At 69.7% G+C, this 16,143-nt stretch carries 21 protein-coding genes and 1 tRNA gene; 19 read left to right on the top strand and 3 right to left on the bottom strand.

The annotated features are described in order from the left end of the window. Positions 1-56: 56 nt before the first annotated feature. A complete protein-coding gene (locus WOA58_RS15165; protein WP_340605112.1) occupies positions 57-716 on the bottom strand; it encodes a nucleotidyltransferase family protein in 660 nt (219 codons plus the stop codon). Between the two features lie 138 nt (positions 717-854). Between WOA58_RS15165 and WOA58_RS15160 the strand changes: the two genes are divergently transcribed. From WOA58_RS15160 to WOA58_RS15070, 19 genes are all read left to right on the top strand, one after another. Next, entirely contained in the window at positions 855-1,199 is a 345-nt protein-coding gene (locus tag WOA58_RS15160; RefSeq protein ID WP_340605111.1) for a DUF7344 domain-containing protein, read from the top strand. 70 nt (positions 1,200-1,269) lie between these two features. Next, entirely contained in the window at positions 1,270-1,668 is a 399-nt protein-coding gene (locus WOA58_RS15155; protein WP_340605110.1) for a hypothetical protein, read from the top strand. 188 nt (positions 1,669-1,856) lie between these two features. Beyond that, complete coding sequence (locus WOA58_RS15150) at positions 1,857-2,099, top strand: hypothetical protein (RefSeq protein WP_340605109.1); 243 nt, start codon at positions 1,857-1,859, stop codon at positions 2,097-2,099. A 302-nt stretch (positions 2,100-2,401) separates the two neighbouring features. Further along, the gene (locus tag WOA58_RS15145; protein WP_340605108.1) at positions 2,402-2,836 is read left to right on the top strand and encodes a universal stress protein; all 435 of its coding nucleotides are present in this window, start codon (positions 2,402-2,404) and stop codon (positions 2,834-2,836) included. 145 nt (positions 2,837-2,981) lie between these two features. Next, entirely contained in the window at positions 2,982-3,140 is a 159-nt protein-coding gene (locus WOA58_RS15140) for an acetamidase/formamidase family protein (protein WP_340605107.1), read from the top strand. Between the two features lie 112 nt (positions 3,141-3,252). Next, positions 3,253-4,014 (top strand): HTH-type transcriptional regulator GlpR, encoded by a 762-nt coding sequence (gene glpR, locus WOA58_RS15135; RefSeq protein ID WP_340605106.1) that lies wholly within the window; start codon positions 3,253-3,255, stop codon positions 4,012-4,014. After that, positions 4,011-4,922: a 1-phosphofructokinase gene (pfkB, locus tag WOA58_RS15130; RefSeq protein ID WP_340605104.1), complete on the top strand. Its 912-nt coding sequence runs from the start codon at positions 4,011-4,013 to the stop codon at positions 4,920-4,922. Before glpR ends, pfkB begins: the two co-directional genes overlap by 4 nt. Before the next feature lie 96 nt (positions 4,923-5,018). Further along, on the top strand, positions 5,019-6,137 hold the full coding sequence (locus WOA58_RS15125; RefSeq protein ID WP_340605103.1) for a PTS fructose transporter subunit IIC: 1,119 nt from the start codon (positions 5,019-5,021) through the stop codon (positions 6,135-6,137). 9 nt (positions 6,138-6,146) lie between these two features. Continuing rightward, positions 6,147-6,611 carry a PTS sugar transporter subunit IIA gene (locus tag WOA58_RS15120; protein ID WP_340605102.1) on the top strand — a complete coding sequence of 155 codons (465 nt, stop codon included), beginning with the start codon at positions 6,147-6,149 and terminating at the stop codon, positions 6,609-6,611. Beyond that, positions 6,611-6,892 carry a phosphocarrier protein HPr gene (ptsH1, locus tag WOA58_RS15115; RefSeq protein ID WP_340605101.1) on the top strand — a complete coding sequence of 94 codons (282 nt, stop codon included), beginning with the start codon at positions 6,611-6,613 and terminating at the stop codon, positions 6,890-6,892. The genes WOA58_RS15120 and ptsH1 overlap by 1 nt, the downstream gene beginning before the upstream one ends. A gap of 2 nt (positions 6,893-6,894) precedes the next feature. Further along, on the top strand, positions 6,895-8,574 hold the full coding sequence (gene ptsP / locus WOA58_RS15110) for a phosphoenolpyruvate--protein phosphotransferase (RefSeq protein WP_340605100.1): 1,680 nt from the start codon (positions 6,895-6,897) through the stop codon (positions 8,572-8,574). Beyond that, entirely contained in the window at positions 8,571-9,035 is a 465-nt protein-coding gene (locus WOA58_RS15105; RefSeq protein ID WP_340605099.1) for a PTS fructose transporter subunit IIB, read from the top strand. Before ptsP ends, WOA58_RS15105 begins: the two co-directional genes overlap by 4 nt. A 65-nt stretch (positions 9,036-9,100) precedes the next feature. Continuing rightward, positions 9,101-10,105, top strand: coding sequence for a dihydroxyacetone kinase subunit DhaK (gene dhaK / locus WOA58_RS15100; protein WP_340605098.1), 1,005 nt, complete (start codon positions 9,101-9,103; stop codon positions 10,103-10,105). 17 nt (positions 10,106-10,122) lie between these two features. Next, complete coding sequence (dhaL, locus tag WOA58_RS15095) at positions 10,123-10,833, top strand: dihydroxyacetone kinase subunit DhaL (RefSeq protein WP_390220964.1); 711 nt, start codon at positions 10,123-10,125, stop codon at positions 10,831-10,833. Then, on the top strand, positions 10,830-11,213 hold the full coding sequence (gene dhaM, locus WOA58_RS15090) for a dihydroxyacetone kinase phosphoryl donor subunit DhaM (RefSeq protein WP_340605096.1): 384 nt from the start codon (positions 10,830-10,832) through the stop codon (positions 11,211-11,213). The genes dhaL and dhaM overlap by 4 nt, the downstream gene beginning before the upstream one ends. Positions 11,214-11,308: 95 nt before the next feature. Beyond that, the gene (locus tag WOA58_RS15085) at positions 11,309-12,070 is read left to right on the top strand and encodes an AzlC family ABC transporter permease (RefSeq protein ID WP_340605095.1); all 762 of its coding nucleotides are present in this window, start codon (positions 11,309-11,311) and stop codon (positions 12,068-12,070) included. Next, on the top strand, positions 12,063-12,380 hold the full coding sequence (locus WOA58_RS15080) for an AzlD family protein (protein WP_340605094.1): 318 nt from the start codon (positions 12,063-12,065) through the stop codon (positions 12,378-12,380). The genes WOA58_RS15085 and WOA58_RS15080 overlap by 8 nt, the downstream gene beginning before the upstream one ends. Positions 12,381-12,457: 77 nt before the next feature. Continuing rightward, complete coding sequence (locus WOA58_RS15075) at positions 12,458-12,889, top strand: type IV pilin N-terminal domain-containing protein (protein WP_340605093.1); 432 nt, start codon at positions 12,458-12,460, stop codon at positions 12,887-12,889. 90 nt (positions 12,890-12,979) lie between these two features. Further along, positions 12,980-14,287: a hypothetical protein gene (locus WOA58_RS15070; protein ID WP_340605092.1), complete on the top strand. Its 1,308-nt coding sequence runs from the start codon at positions 12,980-12,982 to the stop codon at positions 14,285-14,287. Positions 14,288-14,304: 17 nt separating this feature from the next. Here the strand turns inward: WOA58_RS15070 and WOA58_RS15065 are convergent, their stop codons facing one another. Beyond that, positions 14,305-15,555: a serine hydrolase domain-containing protein gene (locus WOA58_RS15065; RefSeq protein ID WP_340605091.1), complete on the bottom strand. Its 1,251-nt coding sequence runs from the start codon at positions 15,553-15,555 to the stop codon at positions 14,305-14,307. Between the two features lie 460 nt (positions 15,556-16,015). Then, positions 16,016-16,089, bottom strand: a tRNA-Lys gene (locus WOA58_RS15060). Between the last annotated feature and the right edge of the window lie 54 nt (positions 16,090-16,143).

Genomic DNA, 16,143 nt, shown 5'->3' with positions numbered 1-16,143 from the left:
CGTCCGCTACTCAGGAGCCGGGGGTAAAACGGTTGCTACCGTGTGGACCGGGCTCCTCACTCCCGCCCCGACGGCTCCTCGACACCCTCCAGATCGCCGGGTCGGTCGACGTCCCGGAGGACGCCCGGGTCCCCCGTCTCGACCACGGCGGCGTCGGGCGCCCCTCGGAGCACGTCGCGCCCGCCGACGTCGCCCGAGACGCGAGTGAGGGCGTCGAAGTGGACGGCATCGAAGAGGACCGGGTTCCCCCGCCGGCCGTCGTGGCCCGCCGCGAGCGCGGACCGCCCGGTCCGGCGGTGGGCCTCGACCAGCGTTTCGATCGTCCCTCTGGAGACGGCCGGCATGTCCCCGAGGGCGAAGACCGCGGCGTCCGCGCCGGCGTCCCGTACCGCCTCGACTCCCGTCCGGAGCGAGCCGCTCTGGCCACGCGCGTAGGCGTCGTTGTACCGGAACTCCACGCCACACTCCGCGAGGGCGGTCCGGACGCGCTCGTGTTCGTGTCCGAGGACGACGGTCACGCCCGCGAGGGGAGCGCCGAGGAGCGACGCGACCGCGCGCCGAACGAGGGGTTCGCCGTCGACCGGTTCGAGGAGCTTGTTCCGGTCGCCGTACCGGCTGCTGGTTCCGGCGGCCAACACGACCCCTCGGACCGTCGCCGCCCGGCGCTCCCGACCGGGGAACGGCGGCTCGACGACCGGCAGCGTACCGCGGGTCATGGCTCTACGACCATCGACGCCGCCGGACCGTTTACCGTCTTCGCCGGAATCGGTCCGACGACCGATCCGTGCCGAAGCGGCCACTGCAGGGATTCTTCTTAAGGTGGTCTCCATCTAGTACTAGATACTGATCATCGAATGTATCACTCTACGCTGCTCGAGGAGTCGGACGGGTCCTCGGCGGCCCTCTCGAAGGACGACCTGTTCGGTCTCCTCTCGGACCACCGTCGCCGCTCCGTGTTGCGATACCTCGCCACCCACAGCGGGAGCGAGCCGGTCGGGATCGGGACGCTCGTCGATCGGGTCTCCGCGGAGGGGGCGTCGACGGGGTCGGCGGACGACGCCGACGACCGGATCCGGATCCAGCTCCACCACAACCACCTCCCGAAGCTCGAGGACCACGACGTCATCGAGTACGACCCGGCCCGCGAGCGGGTCACGTCGACGAGGGACCTCACGCCGCTGCTGCCCTATCTGGAGTAGGCGCGGCGCCGGCGGCCGGCGTCGGTCAACAAGACTACGACCATCGGGCCCGTAGTCGGTCGGTACGAACGTGTCGCGAGGATCAGAGAACGGTGAAACGCGGAGCAGGGACGAAACGGCCGATAGAACGCAGCTCAACTGCCCGTCGTGTGGCGATTCCCACCCGATCCAATCGGAGGCGCCGATCGAGTGGCACTGTCCCCGGTGTCGGATCCTGCTGAAACAGACCGACAGCAGCGAGACGCTCGTCCAGTTCGCCGACTGGGAGAGCGAGACGGACCACATCGACGTCCCGGAGCAGTGTCGCTACTGCGAGTGCGAGCGGGTCACCTCCTGGACGCCCGAGGACGAGGAGTGGGTCCGCCACCGGTGTCAGGAATGCCGGCGCGAGTGGACGGAGAACACCGGCCGGCTGGCCGCCTTCTTCGACTGGGGGGCGAACTACCTCCGGACGAGGGGGTGGCTGTAAGCGGGTCGATGGCGATCTCCCGGCTCCCGAAGGCGTCGCGCCCCTCCCGGCGACGTCGTGATGGGTGGTTCGTCCTGTTGGTCACCAACGCGGTGGTCGTCTCGCCCACGATGATGGCCAGTTTCAGTTCCGCCGCGCCCATGGGCATCCCTTATCCGTATCCGACGTCCATAGCTCCATACCCGTCGATGACTGACACCGATTCACCGCCCGATCTGACGGCCCCCGAACCGATCCAGGAGATCCTCACGGGGATGGAGCACGACGATCTACGGACCCTTTCGCGCGACCTGACCGACGAGCACGATCTGATTCACGCCGAATCGGCGGACGGGTCGCTGTTCGCGCCGGCCTCGGAGTCGCCGCCGTCGAGCGCGGTCCGGGTGGCGGCCATCTGCCGGGACATCGCCGACCTGCTCGCCGACGACTGATCCGCTAGTTCCGTCCGACCGGGCGCTCGATTCGACCCCCGCCCCGCCCGCGGCTCCGACTCCGATTCCCATCCCGCCGAGCTCGTGCGACGACCACTCCCTTCGAGCCAGCGAAATCCTGACGTATGACGCCACAACCGCCGGCGTTCGTCGGCAACGGGACATCCCAACCGACCAGCGTAATCGGGGCCGCGATCGGTATGGATGGTGCGGAACGCTTCGGGGTCCGATAGCGATCCCGATCGCCGACCGATCGGTTTGATATTCCTCGGCTTTTAGGCCAGTATATGTACCGCGTTCTGGTGCCGGTCGACATCGACAAGGCGCGCGCACGAGGCCAGGTCGAGGCGATCCTCGACCTCCCGGAGGCGGCCGAGAACGTCCACGTCGACGTCCTCCACGTCTTCGAGCGGATCGACATGCCGACCGAGGAGGCCGGCGAGGGCTACATCGAGGAGCTCAGCAGGGAGATCGAGGACGCCCGGCAGCTCCCCCAGGCCGTCGACACGGTCGTCGACGGGCTCGCCGAGGCGGGCATCGAGGCGGAGGTCCACTCGGTGACCGGCGACCCCGGCCCGGCGATCCTCGAGGTCGCCGACGAGCTTGCCGTCGACGCGCTCGTCGTCGGCGTCCGCCAGCGCTCGCCCGTCGGGAAGGTCCTGTTCGGCAGCGTCGTCCAGGGCGTCATCCTGGACAGCGACCGGCCCGTGATCGTGGCGCCCGCCGAGGAGGGATAGCTCGGCCGACCCCGGCGGCGTGGCGTCCGCTTCGTAGCAGAGGCCAGACGACCCGCACCGCGGTCGTCCCGGGTGTTCACATCAGGATCCCGCCTTCTCGGAGTACGTCGTCTTCGAGGGCTACTCGGTCGACGTCCTCTCGACCGTGCCCGTCGAGAGCCGGCTCGCCGGCGTCGTCGACGTTCCGAACAGCTGCGTGACGGTGTCGGTCCCCAACGAGGCGTTCGACTTCGATATCGACCCCGATAAGCTCTGGGACGACCCGAACTCCGCCGACCGCGGCGACGTGGCAAAGCCCTCGTAACGCCCTTCCCGCCGCGCCTCCGTCCGGATCCGAACCGCCGTTCTACCGTCCCTCGGCCTTGTCCGAACACGAACAGTTACAAACGTGCACGGACGATCACGCGGTAGGGCCGATGTTACCAGAACAGCGCAAACGGAGGATCGTCGCGCTCGTCACCGAACGGGACGGCTGTTCGGTCGCCGACCTCGCCGCGGAGCTCGGGGTCTCGAAGCCGACGATACGGCGCGACCTCCAGGACCTCGAGGACCAGTCGTTGATCGAGCGCTCCCACGGCGGGGCGGTTCCTGCCACGGCCGTCGGAAGCGAGGCGCCCTACGGACAGCGCGAGGTCCAGCGGCTCGACGCGAAGGTAGCGATCGCCGAGCGAGCCATCGAGGGGATCGAGGAGGACGCGGTCGTCTTCTTCGACTCGGGGACGACGACCCTCGAGGTCGCAAAACGGGTCGACGAGCCGATCGTGGCGGTCACCAACTCGCCGGTGATCGCCCTCGAACTCGAGGGGACCGACAGCGACGTCAAGCTGACCGGCGGCCGGCTCAGACACCGCTCGCGGTCGCTGGTCGGGCCGAGCGCGGAGACGTTCATGGAGCGCATGAACTTCGATCTCCTCTTTCTGGGGACGAACGGGATCGACGCCGACGGGTTCATGACGCCCGACGAGGACGAGGCCCGGATCAAGTCGCTGATGGTCTCGAAGGCCGCGCGCACGGTCGCGGTCGCCGACGCGACGAAGTTCGGCGAACGCAGCTTCCTCCGCTTTGCCGACCTCGGGGAGGTCGACGAGCTGGTGACCGACGGCGAGCCGCCGGAGGCGATCCGTGAAGCGTGTGCGAACGCCGGGCTGGGCGTCACGGTCACGGGGGCCACCGAATGATTGCCACCGTCACCCCGAACCCCGCGGTCGATTACACCGTCTCGCTGTCCGAGCCGCCGGTGTCGGGCGAGGTGCTGCGGACCGACCGGACGCGCTACGACGCCGGCGGGAAGGGGATCAACGTCGCGAAGTACCTCGACGCGCTCGGCACCGAGGCGTTCGCGACGGGCTTTCTCGGCGGCTTCGTCGGCGAGTATCTCGAGGGCCGGTTGGCCGAAACGGAGCTCCCCGCGGCGTTCGTCGACGTCGATGGGACGACGCGGCTGAACACGACGCTGCTCGCGCCCGACGAGGAGTACAAGATCAACCAGCTCGGGCCGGCGATCGAGCCGGCGGCGATCGACGCGCTCGTCGAGTCGCTGTCCGACCGAGAGCCCGACACCGTCGTCGTCGCCGGGAGCCTCCCGCCGGGGGTCGACCCCGGGACGATCGACCGGATCGCCGCGGCCGGCGACTGGGCGACCGCCGTCGACTGCACCGGCGACGTCCTCGGGGAGCTCTCGGGGCAGTACGCGCTCTGCAAGCCCAACCACGTCGAGCTCGCTGAAGCGACCGGCCGGCCCGTCGACTCCGTCGAGTCGGCGATCGTGGCCGCCCGGGAGCTGTGCGATCGCGGGTTCGACCGGGTCGTCGCCTCGCTGGGCCCCGACGGCGCCGTCTCGGTCACCGACGAGCGGGCGCTGCACGCGCCGGCGCTCGACGTCGAGGTCGCGGACACCGTCGGGGCCGGCGACGCCCTGCTGGCCGGCGTCCTCGGCGCGATGGATCGGGGCGAGTCGCCCGAGGCGGCACTCAAGCACGGGATCGCCGTCTCGGCGCGCGTCGTCGATGTTTCGGGGACCCGGGTTCCCTCGCTCAAGGGGATTCGGTCGCTCTCCGATCGGGTGTCGGTCGCTGCCCGTGATTGAGATCCCCCGAACGGGATTCGATACGATACGATCACGAACGCTCAATCTCGAAAGTATTATCATGCAGTAACAGAAACGATCATGGCAGAACGGGTTATGGCATCACGAGACACGGCGGAAGACCGCGCACAATCCTACCTGACCTCGGTCAAGGAGGACCTCATGACGGGGGTCTCGTTCATGATCCCCTTCGTGACCATCGGCGGGATCTTCCTCGCGATCGGGTTCGCGATCGGCGACACGGAGGACGTGTTCGAACAGACGGGGACGCTCGGGTGGTACTTCGCGCAGATCGGCGACCTCGGGCTGACGATCATGATTCCCATTCTGGGGGGATATATCGCGTACGCGATCGCGGACCGGCCGGGGCTCGCGCCGGGCTTTATCCTTTCGTACGCCGTCCAGCAGGAGCCGCTGATCGAGGCCGCCGGCACGCTCGTCGGGTTCGACGCCGAGGGCGCGGTCGCGGGCTTCCTGGGCGCGATCGTCGCCGGGCTGCTGGCGGGCTACGTCGCTCGGTGGCTGAAACGGCGGAACGTGCCGAGCATGATCGAGCCGATGATGCCCGTCCTCGTGATCCCCGTCGTGACGACGCTGGTGCTGATGCCCGTCGTGATCGTCGGCCTCGGCGTGCCGATCGCCATCGTCGACGACGCGCTGACGAGCTACCTCTCGGGGCTCGAGGGGAGCAACGCGCTGCTGCTGGGTGCGATCCTCGGGGCGATGATGGCCACCGACATGGGCGGCCCGATCAACAAGGTCGCGTACGTCTTCGGCACCGTCCTGGTCGCCGACCAGATCTACGCGCCGATGGCCGCCGTGATGATCGCGGGCATGGTCCCGCCGCTGGGGCTCGCGCTGTCGAACTTCATCGCGCCCGAGAAGTACGCCGCCGAGATGTACGAGAACGCGAAGGCCGCGGTCCCCCTGGGGCTGGCGTTCATCACGGAGGGTGCGATTCCCTACGCGGCCGCCGACCCGCTTCGGGTGATCCCGAGCGCGATCGCCGGCAGCGCCGCCGCCGGGGCCGCCGCGATGGCGCTCGGCGTGACGATGCCCGCGCCCCACGGCGGGATCTTCGTCGTCTTCCTCTCGAGCAGCGCGCTGCTCTTTTTGGGCTGTATCGCTCTGGGCACCGTCGTCACCGCGACGATCGCGACGCTGATCAAACCCGACTTCGAGGACCGGATCGCCGACGAACCGACCGCGGACTGACACACCACAATGGAACCGGAAGACATCGACACGCTGCTGCCGCGAGAGCTCGTATCGCTCGAGGAACCGCCCGCCGAGAAGGAGGCCTGCATCGAGCACCTGCTCGACATGGCCGTCGAGGCCGGCCGGATCGAGGACCGCGAGGCCGCCCTCGAGGCGCTGTTGGCCCGCGAGGAGGAGACGACCACCGGGGTCGGGCTGGGAATCGGCATCCCGCACGCCCAGACCGACGCGGTGACCGAGCCGACCGTCGCGTTCGTCCGCTCCGATCGGGGGGTCGACTTCGACGCGATGGACGACCAGCCCGCGACGCTGATCTTCATGTTGCTGGTCCCCGAAGGTGGGGAGGAGGAACACCTGAACATGCTCAGCACCCTGTCGCGCGCGCTCATGCACGAGGAGACGCGCGATTCGCTGCACGAGGCCGAATCGCCCGAGGAAGTCAGAGGAACGCTGAAGGAGGCGGTCGCCTGATGGAGCGCGTCGTCGAGATCGTCCCCGAGGCGGGGCTGCACGCCCGCCCGGCGGCGAAGTTCGTCGAGACCGCCAACGAGTACGACGCCGAGGTCACCGTCGCGCCCGTCGAGGACGGGGAGGGCGAGGGGGTCGCCGCGAGCAGCATGATCGCGGTGACGAGCCTCGGCGTCAAGGGCGGCGAGGAGGTCCGGCTGAGCGCGGAGGGCGAGGACGCGGAGGCGGCCCTCGACGCGCTCGAGGAGGTGCTCTCGACGCCGGAGGAGGGCGACGGGGAGTAGCCATGCGGACCTACACCGGCACCGGCGTCACGCCGCTCACGGGGCTCGGGGAAGTGGTATGGTACGCCGAGACGGTGGAGCTGGACGACCCGCCCGAACCCTCCGAGGTCGACCCCGACGCCGAGCGCGAGCGCTTCGAGTCGGCCCGCGAGACGGCCGAGGCCGACCTCGAATCGGAGCGCGAACGCGCCCGCGAGCGGGTCGGCGAGGAGGAGGCCGAGGTGTTCGGCGCGCACGTCCAGTTCCTCAACGACCCGCAGATCGCGGACGGCGTCGAGAGCGCGATCGGCGAGGGGCTGCCCGCCGAACACGCCGTCCACGAGGCGTTCGCCGACTCCATCGAGCAGTTCGAGGGGATGGAGGGGCGGATGGCCGAGCGGGCGGACGACCTTCGGGACGTCCGCGACCGGCTCGTCCGGGTGTTGAGCGGGTCGGCGGGGACTGACCTCGCCGACCTGCCCGAGGGCTCAGTAGTAGTAGCCGAGCGCCTCACCCCCAGCGACACCGCGAAGCTCGACCCCGAGCGGGTCGCGGGCTTCGCGACCGCCCTCGGCGGGCGGACCTCGCACGCCGCGATCTTCGCGCGCTCGCTCGGCCTGCCGGCGGTCGTCGGCGTGGGCGAGGAACTGAAAGGGATCGAGGAGGGCAACGAGGTCGTCGTCGACGGCGAGGCCGGCGAGGTGATCGTCGAACCCGATGCCGGAGCCCGCGAACGCGCGACGGCAGCCCGCGAGGTCGAGACCAGAAGCGAGCCCGTGGAGACGGCCGACGGCCGGGAGATCGAGGTCGCGGCGAACCTCGGAACGCTCGCCGAGCTGGAGGGCGCCGTCGAGCAGGGTGCCGACGGGATCGGGCTGTTCCGTACCGAGTTCCTCTTTCTGGATCGGGAGTCGCCGCCCGACGAGGACGAGCAGTACGAGACGTATCGGGAGGCGCTCTCGGCGTTTCCCGACGGGCGGGTCGTCGTGCGCACCCTCGACGTCGGCGGTGACAAGCCGATCCCCTACCTCGACCTGCCGGAAAGCGAGAACCCGTTCCTCGGCGAGCGGGGGATCCGCCGGTCGCTGGGACCCGACCGGGAGCTGTTCGAGACCCAGCTGCGCGCGCTGCTTCGCGCCGCAGCGGGCGAGGGCCGGCTCGCGGTGATGTTCCCGCTGGTCTCGACCGTCGAGGAGCTCGAAGGAGCGCTGGCGGCCGTCGAGCGGGTCGCCGCCGACCTCGAGAGCGAGGGCGTCAAGCACGCGATCCCGGAGCTCGGCGTGATGGTCGAGACGCCCGGCGCGGTGTTCCTCGCCGAGGAGCTGGCCGCGCGCGTGGACTTCCTCAGCATCGGCACCAACGACCTCGCGCAGTACGTGATGGCCGCCGCGCGCGACGACGAGCGCGTGGCCGACCTGCACGACCCGCTGCACCCGCCCGTGCTGCGCGCGATCGCCCGGAGCGTCGAGGCCGCCCACGCGAACGACGCCTGGATCGGGATGTGTGGCGAGATGGCGGGCGACCCCGACTACACGGAGCTGCTCGTCGGGCTCGGGCTCGACGAACTCAGCATGAGCGCCGTGACGATCCCCGCGGTGAAGGGGCGGATCGTCGACTGCGAGACCGACGCGGCCGATCGGGTGGCCTCGCGGGCGCTCGATGCATCGACGCGAAACGAGATCACGGAGACCATAGACCAATGAAACTCGTAGCGATCACGTCCTGTCCGACGGGTATCGCACACAGCCAGATGGCCGCGGAGAACCTCGAACAGACCGCCGAGAAGCTCGGCCACGAGATCCGCGTCGAGATCCAGGGCGCGATGGGCGCCGAGGACGAGCTCACCGCCGCGGAGATCGACGAGGCCGACGCCGTCATCGTCGCGGCCGACACCTCGGTGAACCGCGACCGCTTCGAGGGGGTACCCCTCGTCAAGGGCACCGTGAAGGACGCGGTCAACGACGCCGAGGCGCTGATCGAGCAGGCCGTCGAGAAGGCCGGCGGATCGGCCGAAACGGCCGCGTCGGGAGCTGCCGAGGCCGATACGACCACCGCCGGCGACGGCGACGATGCGGGCCCGGCCACCGACGACGACGGGCCGAAGAAGCGCGGCGGCGACCCCGAGAAGGGGCTGTTCAGGCGACTGAAGCGCCTCTTCTCCTGACCCCTCGAAGGGGAGCGGGCGAACCAACGTTTATGCTCGGCTCGGCGAATGGTACGGGTACACACATGAAGAAGCTGATCAACGAGCCCGGCGACGTCGTCGACGAGATGCTCGATGGCATGGTCATGGCCCACCCCGAGTACGTCCGCCGGCTGGAGGGGACGAACGTACTCACTCGGGCCGACGCGCCGGTCGACGGGAAGGTCGGGATCGTTTCCGGTGGTGGTAGCGGCCACGAGCCGACCCACGCGGGCTACCTGGGCGCGGGGATGCTCGACGGCGCGGCCGCGGGCGAGGTGTTCACCTCGCCGACCGCCGACCAACTCCAGGGGATGATCGACGCCTGCGACGGCGGCGAGGGCGTGCTCTGTGTCGTGAAGAACTACGAGGGCGACGTGATGAACTTCGAGACGGCGATCGAGTTCGCGGAGATGGAAGGGGACACCGAGATCGATCACGTCGTCGTCGACGACGACGTCGCCGTCGAGGACTCGCTGTACACGTCGGGCCGGCGGGGCGTCTGCGGGACGATCCTCGTTCACAAGGTCGCGGGTGCGGCCGCCGCCCGCGGCGACGACCTCGCGGAGGTCAAACGCCTCGCCGAGAAGACCGTCGAGCGGGTCGCCACGATGGGGACCGCGCTGACCTCCTGCACCACCCCCGAGAAGGGCGAGCCGACGTTCGACCTGGACGACGACGAGATCGAGCTCGGGATCGGCATCCACGGCGAGCCCGGCGTCGAGCGAGTGGACGTGATGAGCGCCGACGCGATCACCGACCACCTGACCGAGCGGGTGCTCGACGATCTCGCGCTCGAGGAGGGTGCGGAGGTGATGACGATCGTCAACGGGATGGGCGCGACGCCGCTGATGGAGCTGTACGTCGTCAACCGCCGGCTCCAGGAGCTGCTCTCCGAACGGGAGATCGAGGTCTGGGACGGCTGGATCAGCGACTACATGACCTCGCTCGACATGGCGGGCTGTTCGATCACCGTGCTCGAACTCGACGCGGAGTTCAAGGAGCTGCTCGGAGCGCCTGCCGACACCCCGGCACTGACGGTGCGGGAGTGACGATGGGTGAGACACGAATGAACGAGGACACCCAACGCGAGGCGCTGATGGCGGCCCTGGAGGCCGTCGCGGAACGGGTCGAAGCGGAGAAGGGCCATCTCACCGACCTCGACTCGGCGATCGGTGACGCCGACCACGGCGCGAACCTCGACCGAGGGTTCCAGGCGGCTCTAGAGGGGGCCGACCCCGAGGCCGCGCCCGACGAGTTCGTCAAGGGCGTGGGGATGGCACTGGTCTCGAAGGTCGGCGGGGCCTCGGGGCCGCTCTACGGCGGGTCGCTCGCCCACGCGAGCACCGCGTTCGAGGGCGGGATCGACGCCGAATCGTCGGTGGCGTTCGCCGAGTCGTACCTCGAGAAGACGAAGGATCGCGGCGGGGCGTCCGTGGGCGACAAGACGATGGTCGACGCGCTGACGCCGGCGGTCCACACCTACAAGCGCGCGATCGAGGAGGACGAGGTCGCGCCGCTGACCGCCCTCTCGAGGGCCGTCGACGCCGCCGAGCGGGGGGTCGAGTTCACGACGGCGATCCGCGCGAACAAGGGCCGGGCGTCGTATCTGGGCTGGCGCTCCGTGGGCCATCCCGACCCGGGCGCGACCAGCACGCTCTACATGCTCGAGGAGCTGCTCGGGGTCGCGAGCGAGTACCTCGAGGGCGAGACCGACGCCGAGCTGCGGGTCGAGGGCGAGGAAGGGGATGAAGGCGAGGATGGGGAGGGGGCGAAATGATCGGGATCGTCGTCGTCTCCCACAGCGAGACCCTCGCGGAGGGGGTCGTCGAAGTCGCGACGGACATGGCGAGCGACGCCACCGTGATCGCCGCGGGCGGCATCGAGGACGGCCGGATCGGGACGAGCGTCGACCGGATCGGCGAGGCCGTCGAGGCCGCGGGCGAGGGAACCGATGGAGTGGTCGTGCTCGCGGATCTGGGCAGCGCGGTGATGAACGCCGAGATGGCCCTCGAGGAAAGCGACGTCGAGGCGGTGATCGCCGACGCACCCCTGGTCGAGGGGGCGCTCAACGCCGCCGTGAGCGCGACGGGCACGAAGGCCACCCTCGAGTCGGTCCGGGAGGCCGCCGAGGATGCCCGCTACATGGACAAGACGTGAGCCGAGGGCGGGGCGGGTCCCGTCCCACCGGATCGATTCCGGGATCGCTTTAGGCGCCTGGTGCGTTCGTCGAGCACGAACAGACGGAGCCACGCGTGAGAGGAAACGAGGCGGACGAGCGGGCGGATCGAGAAGCGACGGCGGACGGGCCGGGAGACGACGGTCCCGACGGCGAGTCGGTCTCCTTCAGTCGGCGGGGCGTCCGGGCGGGGTTCCTCACGACGATCCCGATCGCCTTCGGCGTCGCCGGCTACGGGATCGCGTTCGGCGTCCTCGCCGACCAGGTCGGACTGAGCGCCGCGGAGGCGGCGCTGATGAGCGCGACGGTGATCGCCGGCGCCTCGCAGATCGTCGCGGTCGAGCTGTGGGCCGAGCCGATCCCGGTCGCGACGATCCTGCTCGCGACCGCGGCGATCAACCTGCGCTACTCGCTGATGGGGGCGGCGCTGCAGCCATGGTTCGGCCAGCTCTCGGCGAAGCAGGCCTACGGGAGCCTGTTCCTGATGGCCGACGAGAACTGGGCGCTGACGATGCGCGACCTCCGGTCCGGCAGCGGGCGGGGGGCGTTCCTGCTGGGCAGCGGCATCGCCGTCTGGACGTTCTGGGTCGGGTCGACGGTCCTCGGGACGCTCGCGGGCGGCGCCATCGGCGATCCCGCCTCCTATGGGATCGACTTCGTCCTCGCGGCCGTCTTCGTCGCGCTCGCGGTCGAGCTCTGGGAGGGAGCCGCGACGCTCGTCCCGTGGGGCGTCGCGCTCGGGACGGCGCTGGTGACCGCCCACCTGGTTCCGGGCCAGTGGTACATTCTGGTCGGGGGGTTCGCCGCGGCCGCCATCGAGGTGGCCCGCCATGACTGAGGGCGCGCTCTCGCTCGACCCGCTCGTCGTCGGCGTGATCCTCGCGATGGCCCTCGTCACCGCCCTCACGAAGGTCGGGGGGCTGTGGCTGCTGAGCCGGATCGAAGTGAGCGAGCGGGCCGAGGCCGGGCTGTCGGTCCTGCCGGGCGCGATCGTGATCGCCATCCTGGGCCCGGAGCTCGCGGACGGCGGCCCGGCCGAGTGGGGTGCCGCGGGCGTCGTGTTGCTCGTGACCTGGCGCACCGGGAGCATCCTCGCGGCGCTGTGTGCCGGGATCGCCGCCGTCGTCCTCCTCCGCGGGCTGCTCTGAGAAGCGGTGTCGGGCGCGAATAATGTCGATATATAAATATATGAATACTTATAGCACTGGCCATCGTATACCGGTTGATGAACGAGCCACGGTTTCGCGGGTCGGAAGGCGGGTCGGATCGGGGCGTCTCGCCGATGATCGGGGTCGGCATGATGGTCGCGATCGCCGTCCTCCTCGCGACGGTCGTCGGCGTCTTTACGATCACCGTCGGGACCGCGCCGGACGCACAGCTGTCGTTCTCCGAGGCCGGGGAGGACGACGACGAGGGGACCGTCACGCTCCATCACGACGGCGGCGAGACGATCGATCTGGAGGACTTCAGCGTCATCGTCGACGGGAGCGCGACCGGGGCGTCGCTGTCGGGCGAGCTGAGCGCCGGCGAGAGTCGGTCGCTGGCGACGGGCATCACCGACTTCGATGGCGACGGTCCGGCGGCCTACGAGATCGAGCTCCGCCACGACTCGAGCAGCTCGACGATGCTGTCGGAGACGGTCCCGGTCGAGGTCTGAGCCGGTCGTCGTGCCGTCTCTGGAGCCCTTCGGTGCGGTACGGTGACAACGGAAGGGATATGGGACCGTGGTCGGTCCTAGAAGCCATCGATGAGACGTCGCCGGCTCCTTCTGCTCGGGCTCGTCGTTCTCGGCGTCAGCTATCTGGTAGCCGGCGGGTTCCTCGGGGTGCCGATCGGGGACGACCCAGCCGAGGGCGAGACCCTCGACCGTGACCAGCTGGTCCAGCCCGAGGACGGGGGGAGCTATGTCTGGCCCTACACGAGCCGCGAGCGCTCGACCGACGGGCGGACGCTCGCGATCAACGTCATCATCCACGGGCCCGACGAGCGGGTCCAGCAGGCGTTGATCGATCAGTCCGAGCTCGAATGGGAGGAGACCGACCCCGAGGAGGAGGAGGCCGAGGCCGACGCCTACGAGGTGACCGCGGAGGAGGGGACGATCGAGTGGGACGACGCCCACGGATCGACCCGCTACACCTACTTGGATACGGAGCCCCGGGGCGGCGGGGCGATATGGGTCGAGGAGAGCTATCAGCTCCACGCCGGCACGTATCTCGGCAGCCGTCACCACATCCGGGCGTACACGCCGCCGAACGACGACTGGACCGCGATCCAGACCCACCAGGAGTACTGGGACTGGTTCAGCCTCCGCCACACGGTGACCGACATCCAGGACTCCCGGAACACCCTCGAGGCCGACTTCCTCGAACAGCCCTACGTCGACGAGATCCGCCGCGAGTACCACGGCGTCGAGCGGGGCTGGAACGACGGCTGGCTCTCGGTCATCGAGCTCGCGGCCGTCGGCCCGGTCGTCCTGTTCGGCCTCCTGGGACTCGGCGGGGGGAGCGCCGGCGATACGACCCGGACGGTCCTGCGCGGGACTCGGCGGCTTCTGGGGTGGGTACTCGCGAACGTCCGGGGGTTCCTCCTGGCGGGGGCGCTCGCGGGGCTGTTCCTCGGGATCCGGAGCGCCGGGCTCGTGCTGGAGGCCGCCGTCTCCGGGATCACGCCACAGGCGTTCGTCCCGATCCTCTACCCGATCCTGGTGGCCGGGCTGCCGATCCTCACGATCGTCCTGACACAGCCCCTGGAGGCGGCCAGCCGGTTCCTGCGGCTACAGCGTGGCGTGAGCTGGATCGGACGGCCGCTGGAGCCACAGCCGGCGTTCCTCTTCACGGTCGTCGGCCTCGGGACGGCGTTCGGGCTCGACTTCGCCGGGCTGGGGGTCACCGCACTGCCGATCGAGCTGCTGCTTCATCGCTTCGGGCTGCTGATCGCGCTCGGGCTGGTCGCGGCCGGCGCTACCCGGGTCGACGCCGAGGGTCGCGGCTTGCTCGGCGTCGGCCTTCTGGGGTGGGTCGTCGGGATCGCGATGCCGCTGTTGGGCTACGTCTGAGCGCCCGTGTCCGTAGGTCAGGCGAGCTCCCGGCGGACGGTCTCGCCCATCACGGCCATCCGCGCGTTGTTCTGGAAGTCGTCGCGGATGCCGTTGGTCACGTACGCGAAGGCGATGTCGGCCTCGGGGTCGGCCCACGAGATGCTGCTCCCGAGCCCCGCGTGCCCGTAGTTGGCGAGCGGGGCGCCGATCCCGTGGCGATCCGGCAGGGCGCCGCCGAGCTGGAAACCGAGCCCGTAGCGCTGGCCCGAACCCACCGTTTCGTCGGGTTCGACCTCGACCTGCACGCTGGGCGCTTCCTCGACCGTTTCCGGCCCGAGCAGGCGGGTGCCGTCGAGCCCCCCGCCGTTCAGGTAGCAGGCGTAGAACCGGGCGAGCTCGCGCGCCGGGCCCACGCCGTTCGCGCCGGGGACGAGGCTCCGCCGGATCGATTCTTGATTGAAGGTCTCCGCCACCTCCTGGTTGGTCGAGCCGATGCTCACGTCGGTCTCGACGAGCGTGTCCGAGGCGTCGAAGCCGGTCAGGGTCGCGACGTCGTGGGGCTCGTCGTCCGGGAGGCCGATGTGGGTCCGGTCCATTCCCAGGGGCTCGAAGACGTGCTCGCAGGCGTACTCGTCGATCCGTTGGCCGGTGACCTGACGGACGAGCTCGCCCGTCAGCCAACCGAAGCTGAGCGTGTGGTACTGGGCGGTCGATCCGGGCGGGAACTCGGGGTCAACCGCCTCCATGCTCCCGGCTAGGGAATCCGGGTCGTCCCAGATCTCCGGTCGGTCGTCGGCTGGCGTCTCGGGCAGTCCGGCCTGGTGGGTGAGCACGTGGCGGACGGTGGTCGATGCCTTCCCGGTCCCCTCCGCAGCGAACGCCGGCCAGTGATCGACCACCCGGTCGTCGAAGTCGAGCCGACCGCGGTCGGCCAGATGATGGAGACAGGCGGCGGCGTACGGCTTCGTACAGGAGAACAGCAGGAAGCGCGAGTCGGGCGTGACGGCCTCCCGCTCGGGGCCGAGGGTTCCGCCCGCGAGGTCCACCACCAGTTCGTCGCCCCGGTAGACCGCCAGCTGTGCCCCGTGGTGGAGCCCCAGTTCGAGGTGATGCTCGAAGAGGTCCTCGATCCGTTCGATCCCATGGGAGACGAACGAGTCCTCCGAACGGGACGGTTCGTCGGCGGTCGAACCGACCGATCCCTGCCCGACGATTGAGCCCGTTCCGGCGGCGCCGAGCGCCGCGAGGACCGTCCGCCGCGGCCACGTGATCCGTGTTTCGGCCATCGACGGTCGTTTCGGACGAACTATGATAACAGTTATTGGTGATGGACGTAGGTGAAACCTCGCTGCCGTAGCTCGCGCGCTCGTGGCGAAGACGGGCCGGGCGCGATTCGAACAGGGCGAGCCGCTCCGGGTCGCTTGCCCCGCTCGCTCCCGGGCTGCGGCTCGCTGGCCCGAATCGCTTTGGATCCGTTTCGCACCGCTCGTGAACTACTCGCAGCGCGAAGACGGGCCGGGCGCGATTCGAACACTCACTCGCAGCAAAGCTGCTCGCTGCGTCCCGATCGCTGGTGGCCGCTTCGCTCCTCGCGTGAACGCTCGGAGCGAGAGCGGGCCGGGCGCGATTCGAACACACGGTCGTTCCGCTCGCTTCGCTCGCTACACTCCCTGCGATTCGAATCGCTGGTGGGTGTTCTACCACTCGCGGTTCGTCGCTTCGCTCCTCACGTGCTCGTGGCGAAAACGGGCCGGGCGCGATTCGAACACGCGACCGTCTGGTTAAAAGCCAGACGCTCTGCCGGACTGAGCTACCGGCCCTTGCCTTCAGTTCCGGCGAGTCCATAAAGAGACTTTCCCTTCTCGCGGGGGATC

The sequence above is a fragment of the Halalkalicoccus tibetensis genome, from assembly GCF_037996645.1.
Classification (GTDB): Archaea; Halobacteriota; Halobacteria; order Halobacteriales; family Halalkalicoccaceae; genus Halalkalicoccus; species Halalkalicoccus tibetensis.
Note: the sequence above shows the minus strand (reverse complement) of the source record. Positions and strands in the feature narration are given on the sequence as shown.

Excerpts from the sequence above, each read along its gene's own strand:
- WOA58_RS15165 (WP_340605112.1), bottom strand. The coding sequence starts at position 716 with ATGACCCGCGGTACGCTGCCGGTCGTCGAGCCGCCGTTCCCCGGTCGG.
- WOA58_RS15160 (WP_340605111.1), top strand. The coding sequence starts at position 855 with ATGTATCACTCTACGCTGCTCGAGGAGTCGGACGGGTCCTCGGCGGCC.
- WOA58_RS15150 (WP_340605109.1), top strand. The coding sequence starts at position 1,857 with ATGACTGACACCGATTCACCGCCCGATCTGACGGCCCCCGAACCGATC.
- glpR (WP_340605106.1), top strand. The coding sequence starts at position 3,253 with ATGTTACCAGAACAGCGCAAACGGAGGATCGTCGCGCTCGTCACCGAA.
- pfkB (WP_340605104.1), top strand. The coding sequence starts at position 4,011 with ATGATTGCCACCGTCACCCCGAACCCCGCGGTCGATTACACCGTCTCG.
- WOA58_RS15125 (WP_340605103.1), top strand. The coding sequence starts at position 5,019 with ATGGCATCACGAGACACGGCGGAAGACCGCGCACAATCCTACCTGACC.
- WOA58_RS15120 (WP_340605102.1), top strand. The coding sequence starts at position 6,147 with ATGGAACCGGAAGACATCGACACGCTGCTGCCGCGAGAGCTCGTATCG.
- ptsH1 (WP_340605101.1), top strand. The coding sequence starts at position 6,611 with ATGGAGCGCGTCGTCGAGATCGTCCCCGAGGCGGGGCTGCACGCCCGC.
- ptsP (WP_340605100.1), top strand. The coding sequence starts at position 6,895 with ATGCGGACCTACACCGGCACCGGCGTCACGCCGCTCACGGGGCTCGGG.
- WOA58_RS15105 (WP_340605099.1), top strand. The coding sequence starts at position 8,571 with ATGAAACTCGTAGCGATCACGTCCTGTCCGACGGGTATCGCACACAGC.
- dhaK (WP_340605098.1), top strand. The coding sequence starts at position 9,101 with ATGAAGAAGCTGATCAACGAGCCCGGCGACGTCGTCGACGAGATGCTC.
- dhaL (WP_390220964.1), top strand. The coding sequence starts at position 10,123 with ATGAACGAGGACACCCAACGCGAGGCGCTGATGGCGGCCCTGGAGGCC.
- dhaM (WP_340605096.1), top strand. The coding sequence starts at position 10,830 with ATGATCGGGATCGTCGTCGTCTCCCACAGCGAGACCCTCGCGGAGGGG.
- WOA58_RS15080 (WP_340605094.1), top strand. The coding sequence starts at position 12,063 with ATGACTGAGGGCGCGCTCTCGCTCGACCCGCTCGTCGTCGGCGTGATC.
- WOA58_RS15075 (WP_340605093.1), top strand. The coding sequence starts at position 12,458 with ATGAACGAGCCACGGTTTCGCGGGTCGGAAGGCGGGTCGGATCGGGGC.
- WOA58_RS15070 (WP_340605092.1), top strand. The coding sequence starts at position 12,980 with ATGAGACGTCGCCGGCTCCTTCTGCTCGGGCTCGTCGTTCTCGGCGTC.
- WOA58_RS15065 (WP_340605091.1), bottom strand. The coding sequence starts at position 15,555 with ATGGCCGAAACACGGATCACGTGGCCGCGGCGGACGGTCCTCGCGGCG.